This is a genomic window from Streptomyces sp. NPDC019937 (genome assembly GCF_040631655.1).
In the GTDB taxonomy this organism is placed as follows: Bacteria; Actinomycetota; Actinomycetes; order Streptomycetales; family Streptomycetaceae; genus Streptomyces.
In genome coordinates this window covers 229,446-244,019 of sequence record NZ_JBEYAL010000001.1, presented here as the reverse complement: position 1 = coordinate 244,019, position 14,574 = coordinate 229,446, and the positions used below count along the sequence as shown (strand labels likewise).

Genomic DNA, 14,574 nt, shown 5'->3' with positions numbered 1-14,574 from the left:
GCACGTGAAACATTCCCTTAACAGGAATTTACTGGTGAGAAACGACACCTGCCGACGTTGGCGGCGGAAGGTAGCGGCCCGCCTCCGGAGAGGTAGATGGTTATCCCAGGCAACCGTTTGGGCTCCCGATCGAAAGGGTTGATCACCGTGTGTGGCATCACCGGCTGGGTCTCCTACCGCCGCGATCTGACCTCTCACCGACAGCTCCTCGACACCATGACGGAGACGATGGCGTGCCGCGGCCCGGACGCGGCGGGCACCTGGGTGACCGGCAAGGCTGCGCTCGGCCACCGCAGGCTGGCCGTCATCGACCTGCCCGGCGGGACCCAGCCCATGACCGTCGACACGGCCGACGGCCCCGTCACCATGGTGTACTCCGGCGAGGCGTACAACTTCACCGAGCTGCGCGACGAACTGCGCCGCAGGGGCCACGGCTTCACCACCGACTCCGACACCGAGGTCGTCCTGCGCGGCTATCTGGAGTGGGGCGAATCCCTCACCGAGAAGCTCAACGGCATGTACGCCTTCGCCATCTGGGACTCCCGCACCGAGAAGCTGGTGATGGTCCGGGACCGGATGGGCATCAAGCCGTTCTACTACTACGAGACCGACGACGGCGTGCTCTTCGGCTCCGAGCCCAAGGCCATCCTCGCCAACCCGCTCGCCGCCCCCGTGGTCGGCATCGACGGGCTGCGGGAGATCTTCTCGTTCGCCAAGACGCCGGGCGAGGCCATATGGAAGGGCATGAGGGAACTGCGCCCCGGCCATCTGGCCGTCGTCGACAGCAACGGGCTGCGCGAGCGGGCCTACTGGCGTCTCGAGGTGTCCGAACACACCGATGACCAGCGGGCGACCGTCGCCCATGTGCGGGAGCTGCTCGAGGACATCATCGCCCGCCAGCTCGTCGCCGACGTGCCCCGCTGCACCCTGCTCTCCGGCGGGCTCGACTCCTCCGCCATGACCTCGCTCGCCGCCCGCCGGCTCGCCGAGGACGGCGAGACCGTCCGCAGCTTCGCGGTCGACTTCCCCGACCAGGCGGAGAACTTCCGCGCGATCGACGTCGCGCCCAGCGTCGACACGCCGTATGTGCACGCGGTGGCCGACTATGTGAAGTGCGACCACCAGGACATCGTGCTCGACGGCTCCGCCCTGTCCGACCCGGCCGTCAGGCGGGCCGCCATTGCCGCCCGGGACCTGCCCATCGGACTCGGCGACCGGGACAACTCGCTCTACCTCCTGTTCAAGGCCGTCCGCGAACAGTCGACGGTGGCGCTGTCCGGCGAGTCGGCCGACGAGATCTTCGGCGGCTATCCGTGGTTCCACGACGAGCGGCGCGAGGCCGACACCTTCCCGTGGCTCGCCGGGGGGCCGATGCTCGGCGACACCCAGAGCCTGCTGCCCGACGACCTCGCCGACCGGCTCGACCTGGACACCTACCTCCGCGACCGCTACGTCACCGCGCTGAAGGAAGTCCCCCTCAAGGAGGGCGAGTCCGGCCTGGAGAAGCGCATGCGGCAGGTCTGCTACCTGCACCTCACCCGCATGGTCAACACGCTCCTGGACCGCAAGGACCGGATGAGCATGGCGGTCGGCCTGGAGGTCAGGGTGCCGTTCTGCGACCACCGGCTCGTGAGTTACGTCTTCAACACCCCCTGGTCGCTCAAGACGTTCGACGGGCGGGAGAAGAGCATCCTGCGCGAGGCCACCCGCGATGTGCTGCCCGAGTCGGTCGCGAACCGCAAGAAGAGCGGTTACCCCGGCAGCTTCGACCCCGCCTACCTCGCCGCCATCAAGCGGCAGGCGAGCGACCTCGTCTCCTCGGGACACCCGGCTCTCGAACTGTGCCGCCTCCAGACGCTGAACGAGGCCATCGCCGCACCGGGCGAGCACATCACCCCGCAGCAGCGCGCCGCCATCGAACGCGCCCTGGACCTGGCCACATGGCTGGACCTGCGCAAGCCCACCATCACGCTGGACTGAGCCGCCCCGCCGCCCGGACCGGAGTGAGGGCACGCGCCCCCGCCCCCGGTCCGGGCGGCCCCGTGAGTGGCACCAGCCGGTGGTGGCGGTGAAACGGCCGGCGCCCAGCACGGTGTCCGGGGCGAGCGGCGCCGGCCCCCGACCGCCCGGCCGCCCGGCCGACCGCCGGCCTCAACCCGACGCGGCACCGGGTGAGACCTGCTCGGCGCGCGACACCCCGCGCTCCTCCGCCTCCGGGCGGGGTGACTCCGCCTCCCGTGCGCCGTCGCCCCTCATGGCCCTCGTCTCGCTCTTGAGGATCCGCAGTGACTTCCCCAGCGAACGAGCGGTGTCCGGCAGCTTCTTCGAGCCGAACAGCACCATCATCACCACCGCCACGATCAGCAGATGCCAGGGTTCCAAGCCGTTGCGCAGCATCACCGCACCCCATTTCCTCGATCAACACTTGCTATATTGCGCAACTGTACAACCAGGGGTCGGTGCGACGTCTTCCCCCTGAGCCACGCGCGGACGAAGGAAACTGCATGACAGGCACCCACAGGGGCGTGACGGACCGCCGACCCGGGGGACGGGCGGACACGCGCCGGCGGAGCAAACGCAAGCCCCTCCGGGTCGCCCTGGCGATCGTGGCGTCGCTCGTCCTGTTGCTCGCCGCCGGGGCCTGCTGGGCCTACTTCGAGCTGAACGGGAACATTTCCACCTTCGGCGCGAACGGCCTCGCGCGCGACCGCCCCGGGGCGGCCACCGCCGGTCAGAACGTCCTGGTCATCGGCTCGGACTCGCGATCGGGCGACAACAGCGCGCTGGGCGGCGGAACCGGCGAGGTGGGCCGCTCGGACACCGCTTTCCTGCTGCACGTCTACGCCGACCGCGAGCACGCCATCGGAGTGTCGATACCCCGCGACGCCCTGGTCGACATCCCCCCGTGCAGGCTGCCCGACGGGTCCTGGACCAAGGGCCGCACGAACGCCATGTTCAACTCCGCGTTCTCGGTGGGCCAGGCCGCCGAGGGCAACCCGGCCTGCACCCAGAACACCGTCGAGAAGCTGACCGGGCTGCGCGTGGACCACACCGTCGTCGTCGACTTCGAGGGTTTCTCGCGGATGACGTCCGCCGTCGGTGGTGTGGAAGTGTGCCTGCCCAAGGACGTCTACCAGCGCGATCTCAGCCCCGACCGCAGCTCACGCGGCAAGCTCATCTTCGCCAAAGGCATCCAGAAGGTCTCCGGCCAAAGGGCGCTGGACTACGTGCGCATACGCCATGGCATAGGCGACGGCTCCGACATCGGACGCATGCAGCGGCAGCAGGCCTTCGTCGCCGGCCTGCTCAAGGAGGTGAAGAGCCAGGGGATGAACCCGACGACGCTCCTTCCGCTGGCGGACGCGGCCACCAAGTCCATGACCGTCGACCCCGGCCTGGGCTCGGTGAAGAAGATGACCGACTTCGCGATGTCGATGAAGAACATCGACCTGCACAACACCAAGTTCGTCACCGTCCCGTGGCGCTACCAGGGCGCCCGCGTCGCGATCGCCCAGCCCGACGCCGACGCGCTGTGGGCGGATCTCAAGGCCGACCGCACCATCGACGGCAAGAACGCCGGCGGAAAGTCCCCGTCTCCGAAGGCGTCTCCCAGCTCCACTCCCGCGGTGTCCGGGGAGGGCACCGGCGTCGCCGTGTACAACGGCACCGCCATCCCGGGGCTGGCCGCCCGCGCGGCGGACACCTTGGAGGCTCATGACTTCACCGTCACCGGCACCGCGAACGCCGCTTCCCAGGACCACGCCGCCACCCTCATCACCTACGGCCCGGATGAGCAGGAGCGCGCCCAGGCCCTCGCCCGCCTCTTCCCCGGCGCCGAGCTACGGCCCGCCACCAGCGCCGGTATCAGCGTCACCCTGGGCCGGACATACGCCACCGCACCGTCGCCCGGCGCCTCCGCGTCCGCCGCATCGCCCGGCGACGTCGCCGACCACGCCCGCTCGGCCGACGACAACCCCTGCTCGGATCTGTCCTACGGCTGAGCGGATACGGCGGTCCCCCAGCCACGTCGTTCGTAGCGCGCCCTGGCGGCCACCAGGCCGACCGCGTACAGCGTGAGGACGGCGGCGAGCAGGAGGTAGTACCACCCGGTCAGGGTCGTCATGCCCAGCACCGGGCCCAGGGGCGAGAACGGCAGGAGAACGCCTATCACGGCCAGCGAGGCGGCGGCCCAGCGGACCGGGCTCGGGGCACGGCCTTCGGCGGTGCCCCGCCCCGTGCGCAGGAGCAGCATCACCAGGGCCTGGGTGAGCAGGTTCTCGGTGAACCACCCGGAATGGAACGCCGCCGGGTCACCGGAGCCCGGGGAGGCGTGTGCCGCCCGCACCAGAATGGCGAAGGTGGCCAGGTCGGCGATGGCGTTGAGCACTCCGAAGCCGGCGATGAAGCGGAGGAAGTCACGGGGCCGCAGCACCGTGGGCCCCCGGAGCGGGGCGGGCTGGGGCCGGTCGTAGGCGAAGGCGAGCTGGGCCGCGTCGAAGCACAGGTTCTGCACCAGCACCTGGGACGGGAGCATGGGGAGGAAGGGCAGCAGAAGTCCCGCCGCGAGCATCGCGATGACGTTGCCGAGGTTGGAGGAGAGCGTGATCCGCAGATAGGTGGCGATGTTGCCGCTGCTGACCCGGCCGGCCCTGATCGCGTGGTCGATGGCCGTGAGGTCCTTCTCCGCGAGCACGACATCGGCACTCTCGCGGGCGACGTCGACGGCCCCTCGGGGACAGATGCCGACGTCGGCGGCGCGCAGCGCGGGCAGATCGTTGACCCCGTCGCCGAGGAAACCCGTGGTGTGCCGGTCGGTGCGCAGCGCGGCGACGATACGGGCCTTGTGCTCGGGCGTGCAGCGCGCGAAGACGGTGGTGCGGCGGGCGGTGTCGGCGAGTTCGCTGTCGCTCAGGCCGTCGATGCGGTCGGCGGTGAGCACATCGCCGGGGTGCAGGGCGAGGTCGTGGCAGGCCCGCGCGGCGGTGCCCGGGTGATCGCCGGTGAGGATCTTGACCGCGACACCGCGGTCCGCGAGGACGTCCAAGGCGTCCCCGGCGGTCGGAGCGAGCGCGTCGCGCAGCGCGACGAAGCCGAGGAAGGTCAGGCCGCGTTCGTCGGCCGGAGTGTAGTCGCGGTGGCGGGCCGGCCGTTCCGCGGAGGCGACCGCGAGCAGCCGCAGGCCGCTGTCCGCCTCGCGCTCGGCGAGCGCGAGCAACCGTGTCAGCTCGCCGTCCTCCAGCGCGCAGCGGCTCAGTACGTCTTCGGCGGCACCCTTGACCACGAGGGTGTGGGTGCCGAGGTGGCCGGGCCGGCGTACGACGGCGGTGGAGAGGCGGCGTACCGGGTCGAAGGGGACCGCGGCGAGGCCTTCGTATCGCAGGAGTTCGTCGTCGTCGACCGCGTCCAGAAGCGCCTCGTCCAGGGTGTCCGGGGCGGGCAGGTCCGCCAGTTGCAGCGTCCACCAGGCGTTGACGGCGGCCCAGTGCAACACCTCGGGGGCTTCCCTGCCGTCGGCGTCCAGCGCGCGGTCCACCACCGGCCGGTCCAGGGTGAGGGTGCCCGTCTTGTCCAGGCAGAGCACATCGACCGCGCCGAGATCGTGCAGCGCGGGGAGCCGTTTGACGATCACCCTGTGCTCACGGGCGAGGAGGGACGCCCCGCGGGCCAGCGCGGTGGTGACGATGACGGGCAGCATCTCCGGGGTGAGCCCGACCGCGACCGCCACGGCGAACGGCAGCGTCTCCAGACCACGCCCGCGCAGCGCCGCGTTGGCCATCAGCACCAGTGGCGGGGTCAGCAGCATGAACCGGATGAGAACCCAGGAGATCCCTTGCACCGACCGGTCGAAAGCACTCGCCGCACGGTGCCGTGTCCGTACGTGGCCCGCGGCGAACCGTGTGCGTGCCCCGGTGGCGACGACCACCGCGGTGCCACTGCCGGATGCCACGCTGCTGCCCTGGAAGCACAGCTGGGGCTGGTCGAACACGCCGCCGCTGGGCGGATCGGGTACCTCCACGGGATACTTGGCGACCGGCGCGGACTCGCCCGTCAGCGGCGCCTGGTGCACGCTCAGACCGCTCGCGCGCAACAGCCTCGCGTCAGCGGGGACCAGGTCGCCGGGGCCGAGGCGGATCACATCGCCCGGCACCAACTGGTCGACCGGGATCTCCCGGGCCCGGGGCGGGTCCGCCTCGTCGGCGCGCCGCAGCACGGTGGCCGTGGTGGTGACCAAGTCGCGCAGCGCGGCCATGGACCGGTCGGCCCGGTGTTCCCCGGACGAGCGCAGCACACAGCTCACCGAGACCAGCGACAGGATCACGCATGCGGTGCCCCAGGCGGCCACCGCGGCCGACACCAGCCCGAGGCCCAGCAGCACCGCGGTGAACGGATCCCGCAGACTGCGCGCGAACCGTTGCGGCCAGGACGCGGCGCGCCGGCCCGGCAGCGTGTTCTCACCGCATCGCGCCAAGCGCTCCTCGGCCCGCGTCTCCACCAGGCCCAGGGGCCCGCTGTCCAGGTGCCGCAGCACCTGGAGGGTGGTGTAGGCGGTGATGTGCTGTGCCGTGCCGTCCGGCGGTCCGTCCCCCGTGAGAGCGGCGGGACCGGCACCGGAGACGGCGGCCGTCTCAGGCACCGAGGCCGCGGGCGCGTCGTATCGGGGCGTGGGTCGCCCGGTCGGTCAACTGGCCGACCATCAGCCGCATCACGGTCACCATGTCCGGGTCGTCGATGAAGTAGATCTGCCGTCGGCCATCCCGTCGCGCCCGCACCAGACCGGCGAGCTTCAGCTTGGTCAGGTGCTGGCTGACGGCGGGCAGCGCGCCGCCGACCCGTTCGGCGAGCCCGGTCACATCGCATTCGCCCTGCGCCAGCACCCACATGATGTGCAGCCGCGCGGGCGAGGCCAGCAGCCCGAAGGCCCCTGCCGCCTCCGCCAGCACCTGGGCAGGAGGGTCCTCGAAGTCGCCGGCACCTGCCGTCACGGTCGCTCTCCCATCCGCCTGGGTCACCTCTGCGAACCCAACGCGCACCCAGTGTAGGTGTCGCGAACCGTGCCCTCGGGGCGCCGGGCGCTACGGCATTGTCCCGTTACGTCCGCAGGCGACCGGCACCGGTCAGGCCGGAACGCCTCGTCACCTGTACGCTTGCGCAACTGAGCAGGTAACTACGCCGACCGGGCCTTTCCTCCCGGCACACACAGACGAAGGAGACACGACGTGGGCATCATCGGCTGGATCATCCTGGGGCTGCTCGCCGGAGCCATCGCCAAGGTCCTTCTTCCCGGTCGCGACCCGGGCGGGCTGATCGGCACCACTCTCATCGGCATCGCGGGAGCGTTCGTCGGCGGCTGGATCTCCTCCCAGTTCTTCGACCGCCCCGTGGAGAAGCAGTTCTTCGACCTCACCACGTGGGGCGCGGCGATCGGCGGCTCCTTCGTCCTCCTCGTCCTGTACCGCATCCTGTTCGGCCATTCCCGGGATTGATCACGGGGCGGCGTCGAGATCCACTTCGAGGTCGCCGGTCTCGGTCCAGAATCCTTCGTCCGCCTCGTGCAGCCGGGACGCGGCGTGCTTCAGGTGGAGGAGCGCCGCGTCGCGTGCGGCCTCGGCGTCGCGGGCCTCGATGGCGGTCAGGATGGCGTGGTGCTCCTGCCGGACGGCTTCGAGGAAGTCACTGCTGCGCGCCTCGTTCGCACGCGTGACGCGGATTCCGCCGCGCAGCACCTCGCCGAGGTAGCGCACCGTCGAGACCATCACCGAGTTCCCGGTCGATTCGGCGATGGACCGGTGGAAGGCCAGGTCCTCGTCCACACCGTCGCCGCCGGCCGCGACCGCGGTGTCGATGGCCTCCAGGGCCTGACGCATCCGGGTGAGGTCGGCCGGGGTGGCCCGGGTGGCCGCGAGGTACGCCGCCTCGCCCTCGATGGGGCGGCGCACCTCCACGATCAGCCGCACCTTGGACTCGGTGTCCTGGGCGGTCTCGGCCTCGAGGTCGAGCGGCCGTATACGCCGTGGCATGACGAACACGCCGCGCCCCTGACGCGGCTCGACCAGGCCCGCGTTGCGGAGCCGGGAGACGGCCTCACGCACGACGGTGCGGCTGACGCCCAGTTGCTTGACCAGCTCCACCTCGGTCGGCAGCTTGTCGCCCTCGGCCAGCCGCCCGGACTCGATCTCCTCCGAGAGCATGGCGGCGACCCGGTCCGCGAGCCGTAGAGGACCGCTCACCTTGGAAAACATGGTCTTCAGTCTATCGGCATGGGCCGATCCGCCCGTGCGGCCGCCGCGTCGGCCACGACCGCGTCGGCGTGGTCGGCGACGTACTGGCGCACCACCGACGCGACATCCGGGTCGGGTTCCAGCCCGAGCGCGGTGGCGCGCGCGTTGTCGAAGTCGGCGGGCCACGAGCCGACGATGGCCTCGACGCCGGGGTCGGGTGCGATGGTCACCCGGTCGGCGACGGCGTCGCCGGCCACCCGCCGCAGGGTGTCCAGCATGTCGGCGACCGAGACCGTGAGCGCCGGGAGGTTGACCGGCAGCCCGCCGTCGAGGAAGCCAGGACCGGCGCCGCGCTCGGCCTCCGCGATGCGCAGGATTCCCTCGACGGTGCGCCGTGGCGAGGCCAGGGCCACCCGCAGATCGGGGCGGACCGGGCAGGTCGCCGGGAGGCCCGCGAGCGGTTCCCGGATGATGCCGGAGAGGAAGCCGGAGGCGGCCGCGTTCGGCTTGCCGGGCCGTACCGACACGGTCATCAGGCGGGCGACGCGTCCGTCGACGAAACCGCGGCGGGTGTAGTCCGCGATCAGCTGCTCGCAGACGAGCTTCTGGACCCCGTAGCTGGACCGCGGCGTGGGCAGGGTCGCCTCGCTGACCACCGGGGGCAGTGGCAGCGCGGGGTCCGAGCCGTAGACGGCGACGCTGCTGGAGAACAGCATGCGCGGCGTCGGTCCGCCGGCGGCCGACTGGGCCCTGGCGGCTTCGAGCACGGCGCGGGTCGTGTCCACGTTGGCGCTCATGCCGAGGTCGAAGTCGGCCTCGCACTCGGCCGAGACGGCGGAGGCGAGGTGGATCAGCACATCGACCGGCCGCGCGAACAGCTCATCGAGCCGGTCGATGACGTCACCCCGCACGATGTCCACGAGAGGGTCGGCCGCCGGCCGATCGGACGACGGGCCGGACGGCACGGCGCGGTCGGCGAGCACCAGCCGGCCGATCGGTGCGCCACGGAACGTCCGGGTCGTGAGCAGGGCGTCCGCGACCTGCCGGCCCAGAAAGCCGAAGCCGCCCGTGATGACGATCCTCATGCGTTGTCTCCTCGGTAGTCGTCGAGCCAGCCGAGCCCTTCGCTCGTGCCGGCCGCGGGGATGTACTCACAGCCGATCCACCCGTCGAAGCCGAGGTCGTCGACGACGCCGAAGAGGTGGCGGATGTCGAGTTCGCCCCGGTCGGGCTCGTGGCGGTCGGGTACGCCCGCGATCTGCAGATGGCCGACCCGGCCGGTGGTCAGGTCGCGGCGCAGGGTCGTGGTGAGATCTCCTTCGACGATCTGGCAGTGGTAGAGGTCGAGCTGGACCTTGAGGTTCGCCGCCGCCACCTCCCGTACCACGGCGTGTGCCTCGGCCTGCCGGTTCAGGAAGTAGCCGGGCATGTCACGGCCGTTGATCGGTTCGATCAGGATGTCGACGCTCATTCCGGCGGCCCGTTCCGCGGCCCGGGCGAGGTTGGCCAGATAGGTGTCGCGGTGGCGTGCGGACTCCGCGGGTGTCGCCTCCGGCGGTACGAGTCCGGCCATCACATGCACCTGGGCGCAGCCCAGTTCCGCGGCGTACTCCAGGGCCCGGTCGATCCCGGCGCGCGTCTCCGCCTCGCGTCCGGGCAGCGCCGCGATGCCGCGCTCCCCGGAGTCCCACGCACCGGGTGGCGCGTTGAAGAGCACCTGCCGCAGGCCGTGGTCGTCGAGCCGGCGGCGCAGTTCGGTGGCGTCGTACGCGTAGGGGAAGAGGTATTCGACGGCCTCGAAGTCGTCCGCCGACGCGGCGGCGAAGCGGTCGAGGAAATCGTGTTCGGTGTACATCATGGACAGGTTCGCGGCGAACCTCGGCATGCTGGCTCCTGTGGACGGGCCGGGATCGTCCCGGTCAGCGGTTGACGACCTGCCTCTTCATGGTGAGCACCGCGGCGGCGCCCACGACGAGGGCGAGTGCCAGGACATACATCGGGATCGACGCCGACCCGGTGGCGTCCTTGAGCGATCCGATCATGTACGGGCTGACGAATCCGGCCAGGTTGCCCACCGAGTTGATCAGTGCGAGCCCGGCGGCGGCCGCGGTGCCGCCCAGGAACGCGGTGGGGAGCGACCAGAACAGCGGAGCGCAGGTCAGCACCCCGGCCGCGGCGACGGACAGCGCGATCAGGGACAGTGCGGTCGACCCGCTCCAGACGGCGGCCAGCGAGAACCCGGCCGAGCCCATGAGGCTCGGGATGATCAGATGCCAGCGGCGCTCACGCCGCTTGTCCGCCGACCAGCCGAACAGGTTCATCGCGACGAGCGCGGCCAGGTACGGCACGGCACTGAGCACACCGATCGTGAGGTTGTCCTCGATGCCGGTGGACTCGACGAACGAGGGCATCCAGAACGTCAGCGCGTACTGGCCCATGACGAAGCAGAAGTAGATGAAGCACATCAGCCACACCTTGGGCTCGCGGAAGGCGTCCCGGACCCGGCCGTGCACGGTCCGGTGCGCGGTGTCCTCGGCCATCGCCCGCTCCACGACGGCCTTCTCCTCATCGGTGAGCCACTTCGCGCCGCGCACGTCGTCGTCGAGGTAGAACAGCGTGACCACACCGACGATGAGTGCCGGGATCGCCTCCAGCAGGAACATCCACTGCCAGCCCTGCCAGCCGCTCACCCCCTGGAACCGGTCCATGATCCAGCCGGAGAGCGGATTGCCGAAGACGCCCGCCACCGGGATGGCCGACATGAACATCGCGATCACCCGGGCACGGCGGTGCGAGGGGAACCAGTAGGTGCAGTACAGGATCACGCCCGGGTAGAACCCCGCCTCCGCGGCGCCGAGCAGGAACCTGAGCACATAGAACGACAGCTCGTTGGTGACGAACACGAACGCCGCCGAGACCAGCCCCCAGCTGATCATGATCCGGGCGATCCAGGTGCGGGCCCCGACGCGCTGCAGCATCAGGTTCGACGGCACCTCCAGGAGGAAGTAGCCGATGAAGAACAGCCCCGCCCCAAGTCCGTACGCCGCCTCGCTGAACCCGAGGTCGCCGGACATCTGCAGCTTCGCGAACCCGACGTTGACCCGGTCCAGGTAGGAGACGACGTAACAGAGGATGAGGAAGGGGACGATGCGCCGTACGACCTTGCGGAAAACGGCGTTCTCACGGACGAGGCCGGAGGCTTCGGCCGCCACTACGGGCAGGGGCATGGCGGATCCTTCGTGCGGCTCGGGAGTTCTCTGGCTGGGAGGGCGAGGTCACCACGCGGCGCCGAACGTGGCCCGCAGCTCTTCGATGGCGTCCGCGGTGAGCGGGCTGGGACGGCGGTCGGTCAGGAGCCACAACCGGGCCGTCTCCTCGAGTTCTTCGAGGACGGCGAGGGCGGTGGCCGCGTCGGGCCCCCAGACCACGGGGCCCAGCCGGTCCAGCAGCACGGCTCTGATCGGTGTGCGGCTCGCCAGGTGGCCGGTGATCCGGGCGGTCACCAGGTCGGCCACCCGCGGGTCGCCGGGCCGGTGGTACGGGATGAGCGGCACGTGCCCGACCTTCATCACGAAGTAGGGCGTGAGCGGCGGGAGCACATCGTCCTGGCTCCACACGCCGGCCAGGGTGAGCGCGACCAGATGGGTGGAGTGGGTGTGGAGGACGAATCGGGCCGTGGGGTCGGCTTCGTAGATGCGCCGATGGAGCGTCAGGGTCTTGCTCGCGCGGTCGCCCGCGAGCTGTTCGCCCCCGGCGTCGACCAGCGCGAGGCGGTGGCGCTCCAGGAAGCCCAGGGCGGCGTCGGTGGGGGTGATCAGATGGCCGTCGCCCACCCTGGCGCTGATGTTCCCGGCGCTGGCGTGGACGTAGCCCCGGTCGAACAGGCTCGTCCCCACCCGGACGATCTCGTCGCGCGCCTCGTCCACGGCGGTGTCGCGCGGCTCGGTCATCGGGCCTCCCGGTCCAGCAGGGCGAACGAGTCGGTGAAGAAGCCGGGGCCACCGAAGTTGCCGGACTTCAGCGCGATGTGGAGCGTGTCCCCGCCGGGAAGCGCCGCCGCGCACCAGGGGACTCCGGGATCGATCTGCGGTCCGATCCGCAGTCCGGTGATGCCGAGCGCCCGGACGACCGCGCCCGAGGTTTCCCCGCCGGCGACCACGATCCGGCGGACCCCGTGCGCCACCAGGCCCTGGGCCACACGGGCCAGGGCCCGCTCCACCAACGCGCCCGCCTCGACGGCGCCGAGCCGGCTCTGGACGGCGCGGACCGCCTCGGGGGTCTCGGTGGAGTGGAACAAGACAGGCCCGCCAGGCCCGCCGGGCCCGTCGGCGAGGTGCGCCGCGCCGAACGCCAGGGCCTCCCCCGCCACGTCCTCACCGGCCGCGATGCGCAGCGGATCCACGCTGAACGCGGGTCGGCCGCTCCGCAGGAACTCCGCGACCTGCTCGTTGGTGGCCGCGGAGACCGATCCGGAGATGATGGCGCGGTGGCCACTGGGCGGCGGCAGCTGTGCGGCGGCGCTCGACGGCGTGAACCCCCAGTTCGCGGGCAGCCCGATGGCCAGCCCGGAGCCGGCGGTCACCAGGGGCATGTCCCGGACCGCCGCCCCGAGGCGCAGCAGGTCGTCGTTGGAGACGGCGTCGGCGATGGCGATGCCGATGCCCTGTCGGCGCAGCTCGTCGATCCGGGCGCGGATGGCCTCGGAGCCGTGGGCCACGGCCGTGTGGTCGATGAGGCCGACCGCTCGGGTGGACTGCGCGCCGAGGACCGAGACGAGATGGGGGTCGGCCATCGGCGTGAGCGGGTGGTGGCGCATCCCGCTCTCGCTGAGCAGGACATCGCCGACGAAGAGGTGCCCCTTGAACACGGTGCGCCCGTTGTCGGGAAACGCGGGTGTCGCGATGGTGAAGTCGGTGTCCAGCGCGTCCATCAGGGCCTCGGTGACCGGCCCGATGTTGCCCGCCGGTGTGGAGTCGAACGTGGAGCAGTACTTGAAGTAGATCTGTTCGGCGCCCGCGGACCGCAGCCACGACAGGGCCCGGAGCGACGCCTCGACGGCGTCGGCGGCCGGAACGGTCCGCGACTTGAGCGCGATGACCACGGCGTCCGCGTCCACCGCCGCCTCGCCGCCGTCCGGCGGTACGTCGATCAGCTGGACCACGCGCATCCCCGCGCGCACCAGGTTGTTGGCCAGGTCCGTGGCGCCGGTGAAGTCGTCGGCGACGCAGCCGAGTCGGATCGCCACGTCAGGCCTCCACGGGCGCGGGCAGGTCGATCCCGGGGAAGATCTTGATGACCGCGCTGTCGTCCTCGGAGCCCAGACCGGACGCCGACGCCTGGAGGAACATCTGGTGGGCGGTGGAGGCGAGCGGGAGGGGAAACCGCTCCGGCCGCGCGGAGTCGAGCACCAGACCCAGGTCCTTGACGAAGATGTCGACCGCGGAGCGGGGTGTGTAGTCACCGGCGAGCACATGGGCCATGCGGTTCTCGAACATCCATGAGTTCCCGGCGCTGTGGGTGATGACCTCATAGAGCGTCTCGGCCGGGACACCGGACTTCAGCCCCAGCGCCATCGCCTCGGCGGCCGCGGCGATGTGCACCCCCGCGAGCAGCTGGTTGATGACCTTGACCTTGGAGCCGAGACCGGCCCGCTCGCCCAGGCGGTAGACCGTGCCGCTCATGGCCTCCAGCACGGGGTCGGTGACCGCGTAGGCGGCGGCGCAGCCCGACGTCATCATGGTCAGCTCACCGGTCGCCGCCCGCGCGGCACCGCCGGAGAGAGGGGCGTCCAGGTAGAGCACCCCCCGCTCGGCCAGGCGCCCCTCCAGCTCGGCGGACCAGCCGGGGTCGACCGTGGAGCACATCACGAAGACGGCCCCGGGGCGAAGCCGGTCGGCGGCCCCGCCGGCGCCGAACAGCACCGACTCGACCTGCGCCGCGTTGACCACCACACTGACCACGACGTCAACTGCGGCCGCCAGATCGCCGGCGGAAGCGAACGCGGTCCCGCCGTCGCGGGCGAAGTCCGCGGCCACCTCCGGCCGCAGGTCATGGACCGCCACCTCGTAGCCCGCCCTCCGCAGGCTGCGGGCCATTCCGAGCCCCATGGCCCCGAGGCCCACCACACCCACGCGCGGTCGTGCGCGCCTGTCCTGGTCGTTCATGCCCCTCCTCATGTGTGCTGCGGCGCGCCCGTTCGACGGCGCGAGCGCGCCCCGGCGCTGCGATGGTCAGGTCATATGATGACCTGACGACACGCCTCTCGCTACCGTGATGCGCGTCACATATACGGGAGGGGAGGTGAGCCGGTCCGGCGGCCGGTACGCGGGGGCCGCCGCCGGTCCACCACAGGTCC

The 14,574-nt window shown here is 71.3% G+C and carries 13 protein-coding genes; 3 read left to right on the top strand and 10 right to left on the bottom strand.

Annotated features, from left to right (window positions below; genetic code table 11):
- Window positions 1–147 precede the first annotated feature (147 nt).
- Window positions 148–1,980: an asparagine synthase (glutamine-hydrolyzing) gene (asnB, locus tag ABZ562_RS01010; protein ID WP_361472084.1), complete on the top strand. Its 1,833-nt coding sequence runs from the start codon at window positions 148–150 to the stop codon at window positions 1,978–1,980.
- 171 nt (window positions 1,981–2,151) lie between these two features.
- Here the strand turns inward: asnB and tatA are convergent, their stop codons facing one another.
- Complete coding sequence (tatA, locus tag ABZ562_RS01005) at window positions 2,152–2,397, bottom strand: Sec-independent protein translocase subunit TatA (protein WP_361472528.1); 246 nt, start codon at window positions 2,395–2,397, stop codon at window positions 2,152–2,154.
- A 107-nt stretch (window positions 2,398–2,504) separates the two neighbouring features.
- Here tatA and ABZ562_RS01000 point away from each other — a divergent pair, with 107 nt between their 5' ends.
- On the top strand, window positions 2,505–4,001 hold the full coding sequence (locus tag ABZ562_RS01000) for an LCP family protein (protein ID WP_361472081.1): 1,497 nt from the start codon (window positions 2,505–2,507) through the stop codon (window positions 3,999–4,001).
- Here the strand turns inward: ABZ562_RS01000 and mgtA are convergent.
- Window positions 3,992–6,634, bottom strand: coding sequence for a magnesium-translocating P-type ATPase (gene mgtA / locus ABZ562_RS00995; RefSeq protein ID WP_361472078.1), 2,643 nt, complete (start codon window positions 6,632–6,634; stop codon window positions 3,992–3,994). The genes ABZ562_RS01000 and mgtA overlap by 10 nt on opposite strands.
- On the bottom strand, window positions 6,627–6,983 hold the full coding sequence (locus ABZ562_RS00990) for a metalloregulator ArsR/SmtB family transcription factor (protein WP_361472076.1): 357 nt from the start codon (window positions 6,981–6,983) through the stop codon (window positions 6,627–6,629). The genes mgtA and ABZ562_RS00990 overlap by 8 nt, the downstream gene beginning before the upstream one ends.
- A gap of 234 nt (window positions 6,984–7,217) precedes the next feature.
- Between ABZ562_RS00990 and ABZ562_RS00985 the strand changes: the two genes are divergently transcribed.
- A complete protein-coding gene (locus ABZ562_RS00985) occupies window positions 7,218–7,484 on the top strand; it encodes a GlsB/YeaQ/YmgE family stress response membrane protein (RefSeq protein WP_361472074.1) in 267 nt (88 codons plus the stop codon).
- Here ABZ562_RS00985 and ABZ562_RS00980 read toward each other — a convergent pair whose 3' ends face one another.
- From ABZ562_RS00980 to ltnD, 7 genes are read right to left on the bottom strand one after another with little or no spacing between them, the layout of a single operon-like run.
- A complete protein-coding gene (locus tag ABZ562_RS00980) occupies window positions 7,485–8,240 on the bottom strand; it encodes a FadR/GntR family transcriptional regulator (protein ID WP_361472071.1) in 756 nt (251 codons plus the stop codon).
- A 5-nt stretch (window positions 8,241–8,245) separates the two neighbouring features.
- Window positions 8,246–9,304, bottom strand: a complete 1,059-nt coding sequence (gene denD / locus ABZ562_RS00975; protein ID WP_361472068.1) for a D-erythronate dehydrogenase — start codon at window positions 9,302–9,304, stop codon at window positions 8,246–8,248.
- Complete coding sequence (otnI, locus tag ABZ562_RS00970) at window positions 9,301–10,104, bottom strand: 2-oxo-tetronate isomerase (RefSeq protein ID WP_361472065.1); 804 nt, start codon at window positions 10,102–10,104, stop codon at window positions 9,301–9,303. Before otnI ends, denD begins: the two co-directional genes overlap by 4 nt.
- 34 nt (window positions 10,105–10,138) lie before the next feature.
- Entirely contained in the window at window positions 10,139–11,446 is a 1,308-nt protein-coding gene (locus ABZ562_RS00965; RefSeq protein ID WP_361472062.1) for an MFS transporter, read from the bottom strand.
- 48 nt (window positions 11,447–11,494) lie between these two features.
- A complete protein-coding gene (locus ABZ562_RS00960; RefSeq protein ID WP_361472059.1) occupies window positions 11,495–12,169 on the bottom strand; it encodes an aldolase in 675 nt (224 codons plus the stop codon).
- Entirely contained in the window at window positions 12,166–13,464 is a 1,299-nt protein-coding gene (gene otnK / locus ABZ562_RS00955; RefSeq protein WP_361472056.1) for a 3-oxo-tetronate kinase, read from the bottom strand. The genes ABZ562_RS00960 and otnK overlap by 4 nt, the downstream gene beginning before the upstream one ends.
- Before the next feature lies 1 nt (window position 13,465).
- The gene (gene ltnD, locus ABZ562_RS00950; RefSeq protein ID WP_361472053.1) at window positions 13,466–14,383 is read right to left on the bottom strand and encodes an L-threonate dehydrogenase; all 918 of its coding nucleotides are present in this window, start codon (window positions 14,381–14,383) and stop codon (window positions 13,466–13,468) included.
- Between the last annotated feature and the right edge of the window lie 191 nt (window positions 14,384–14,574).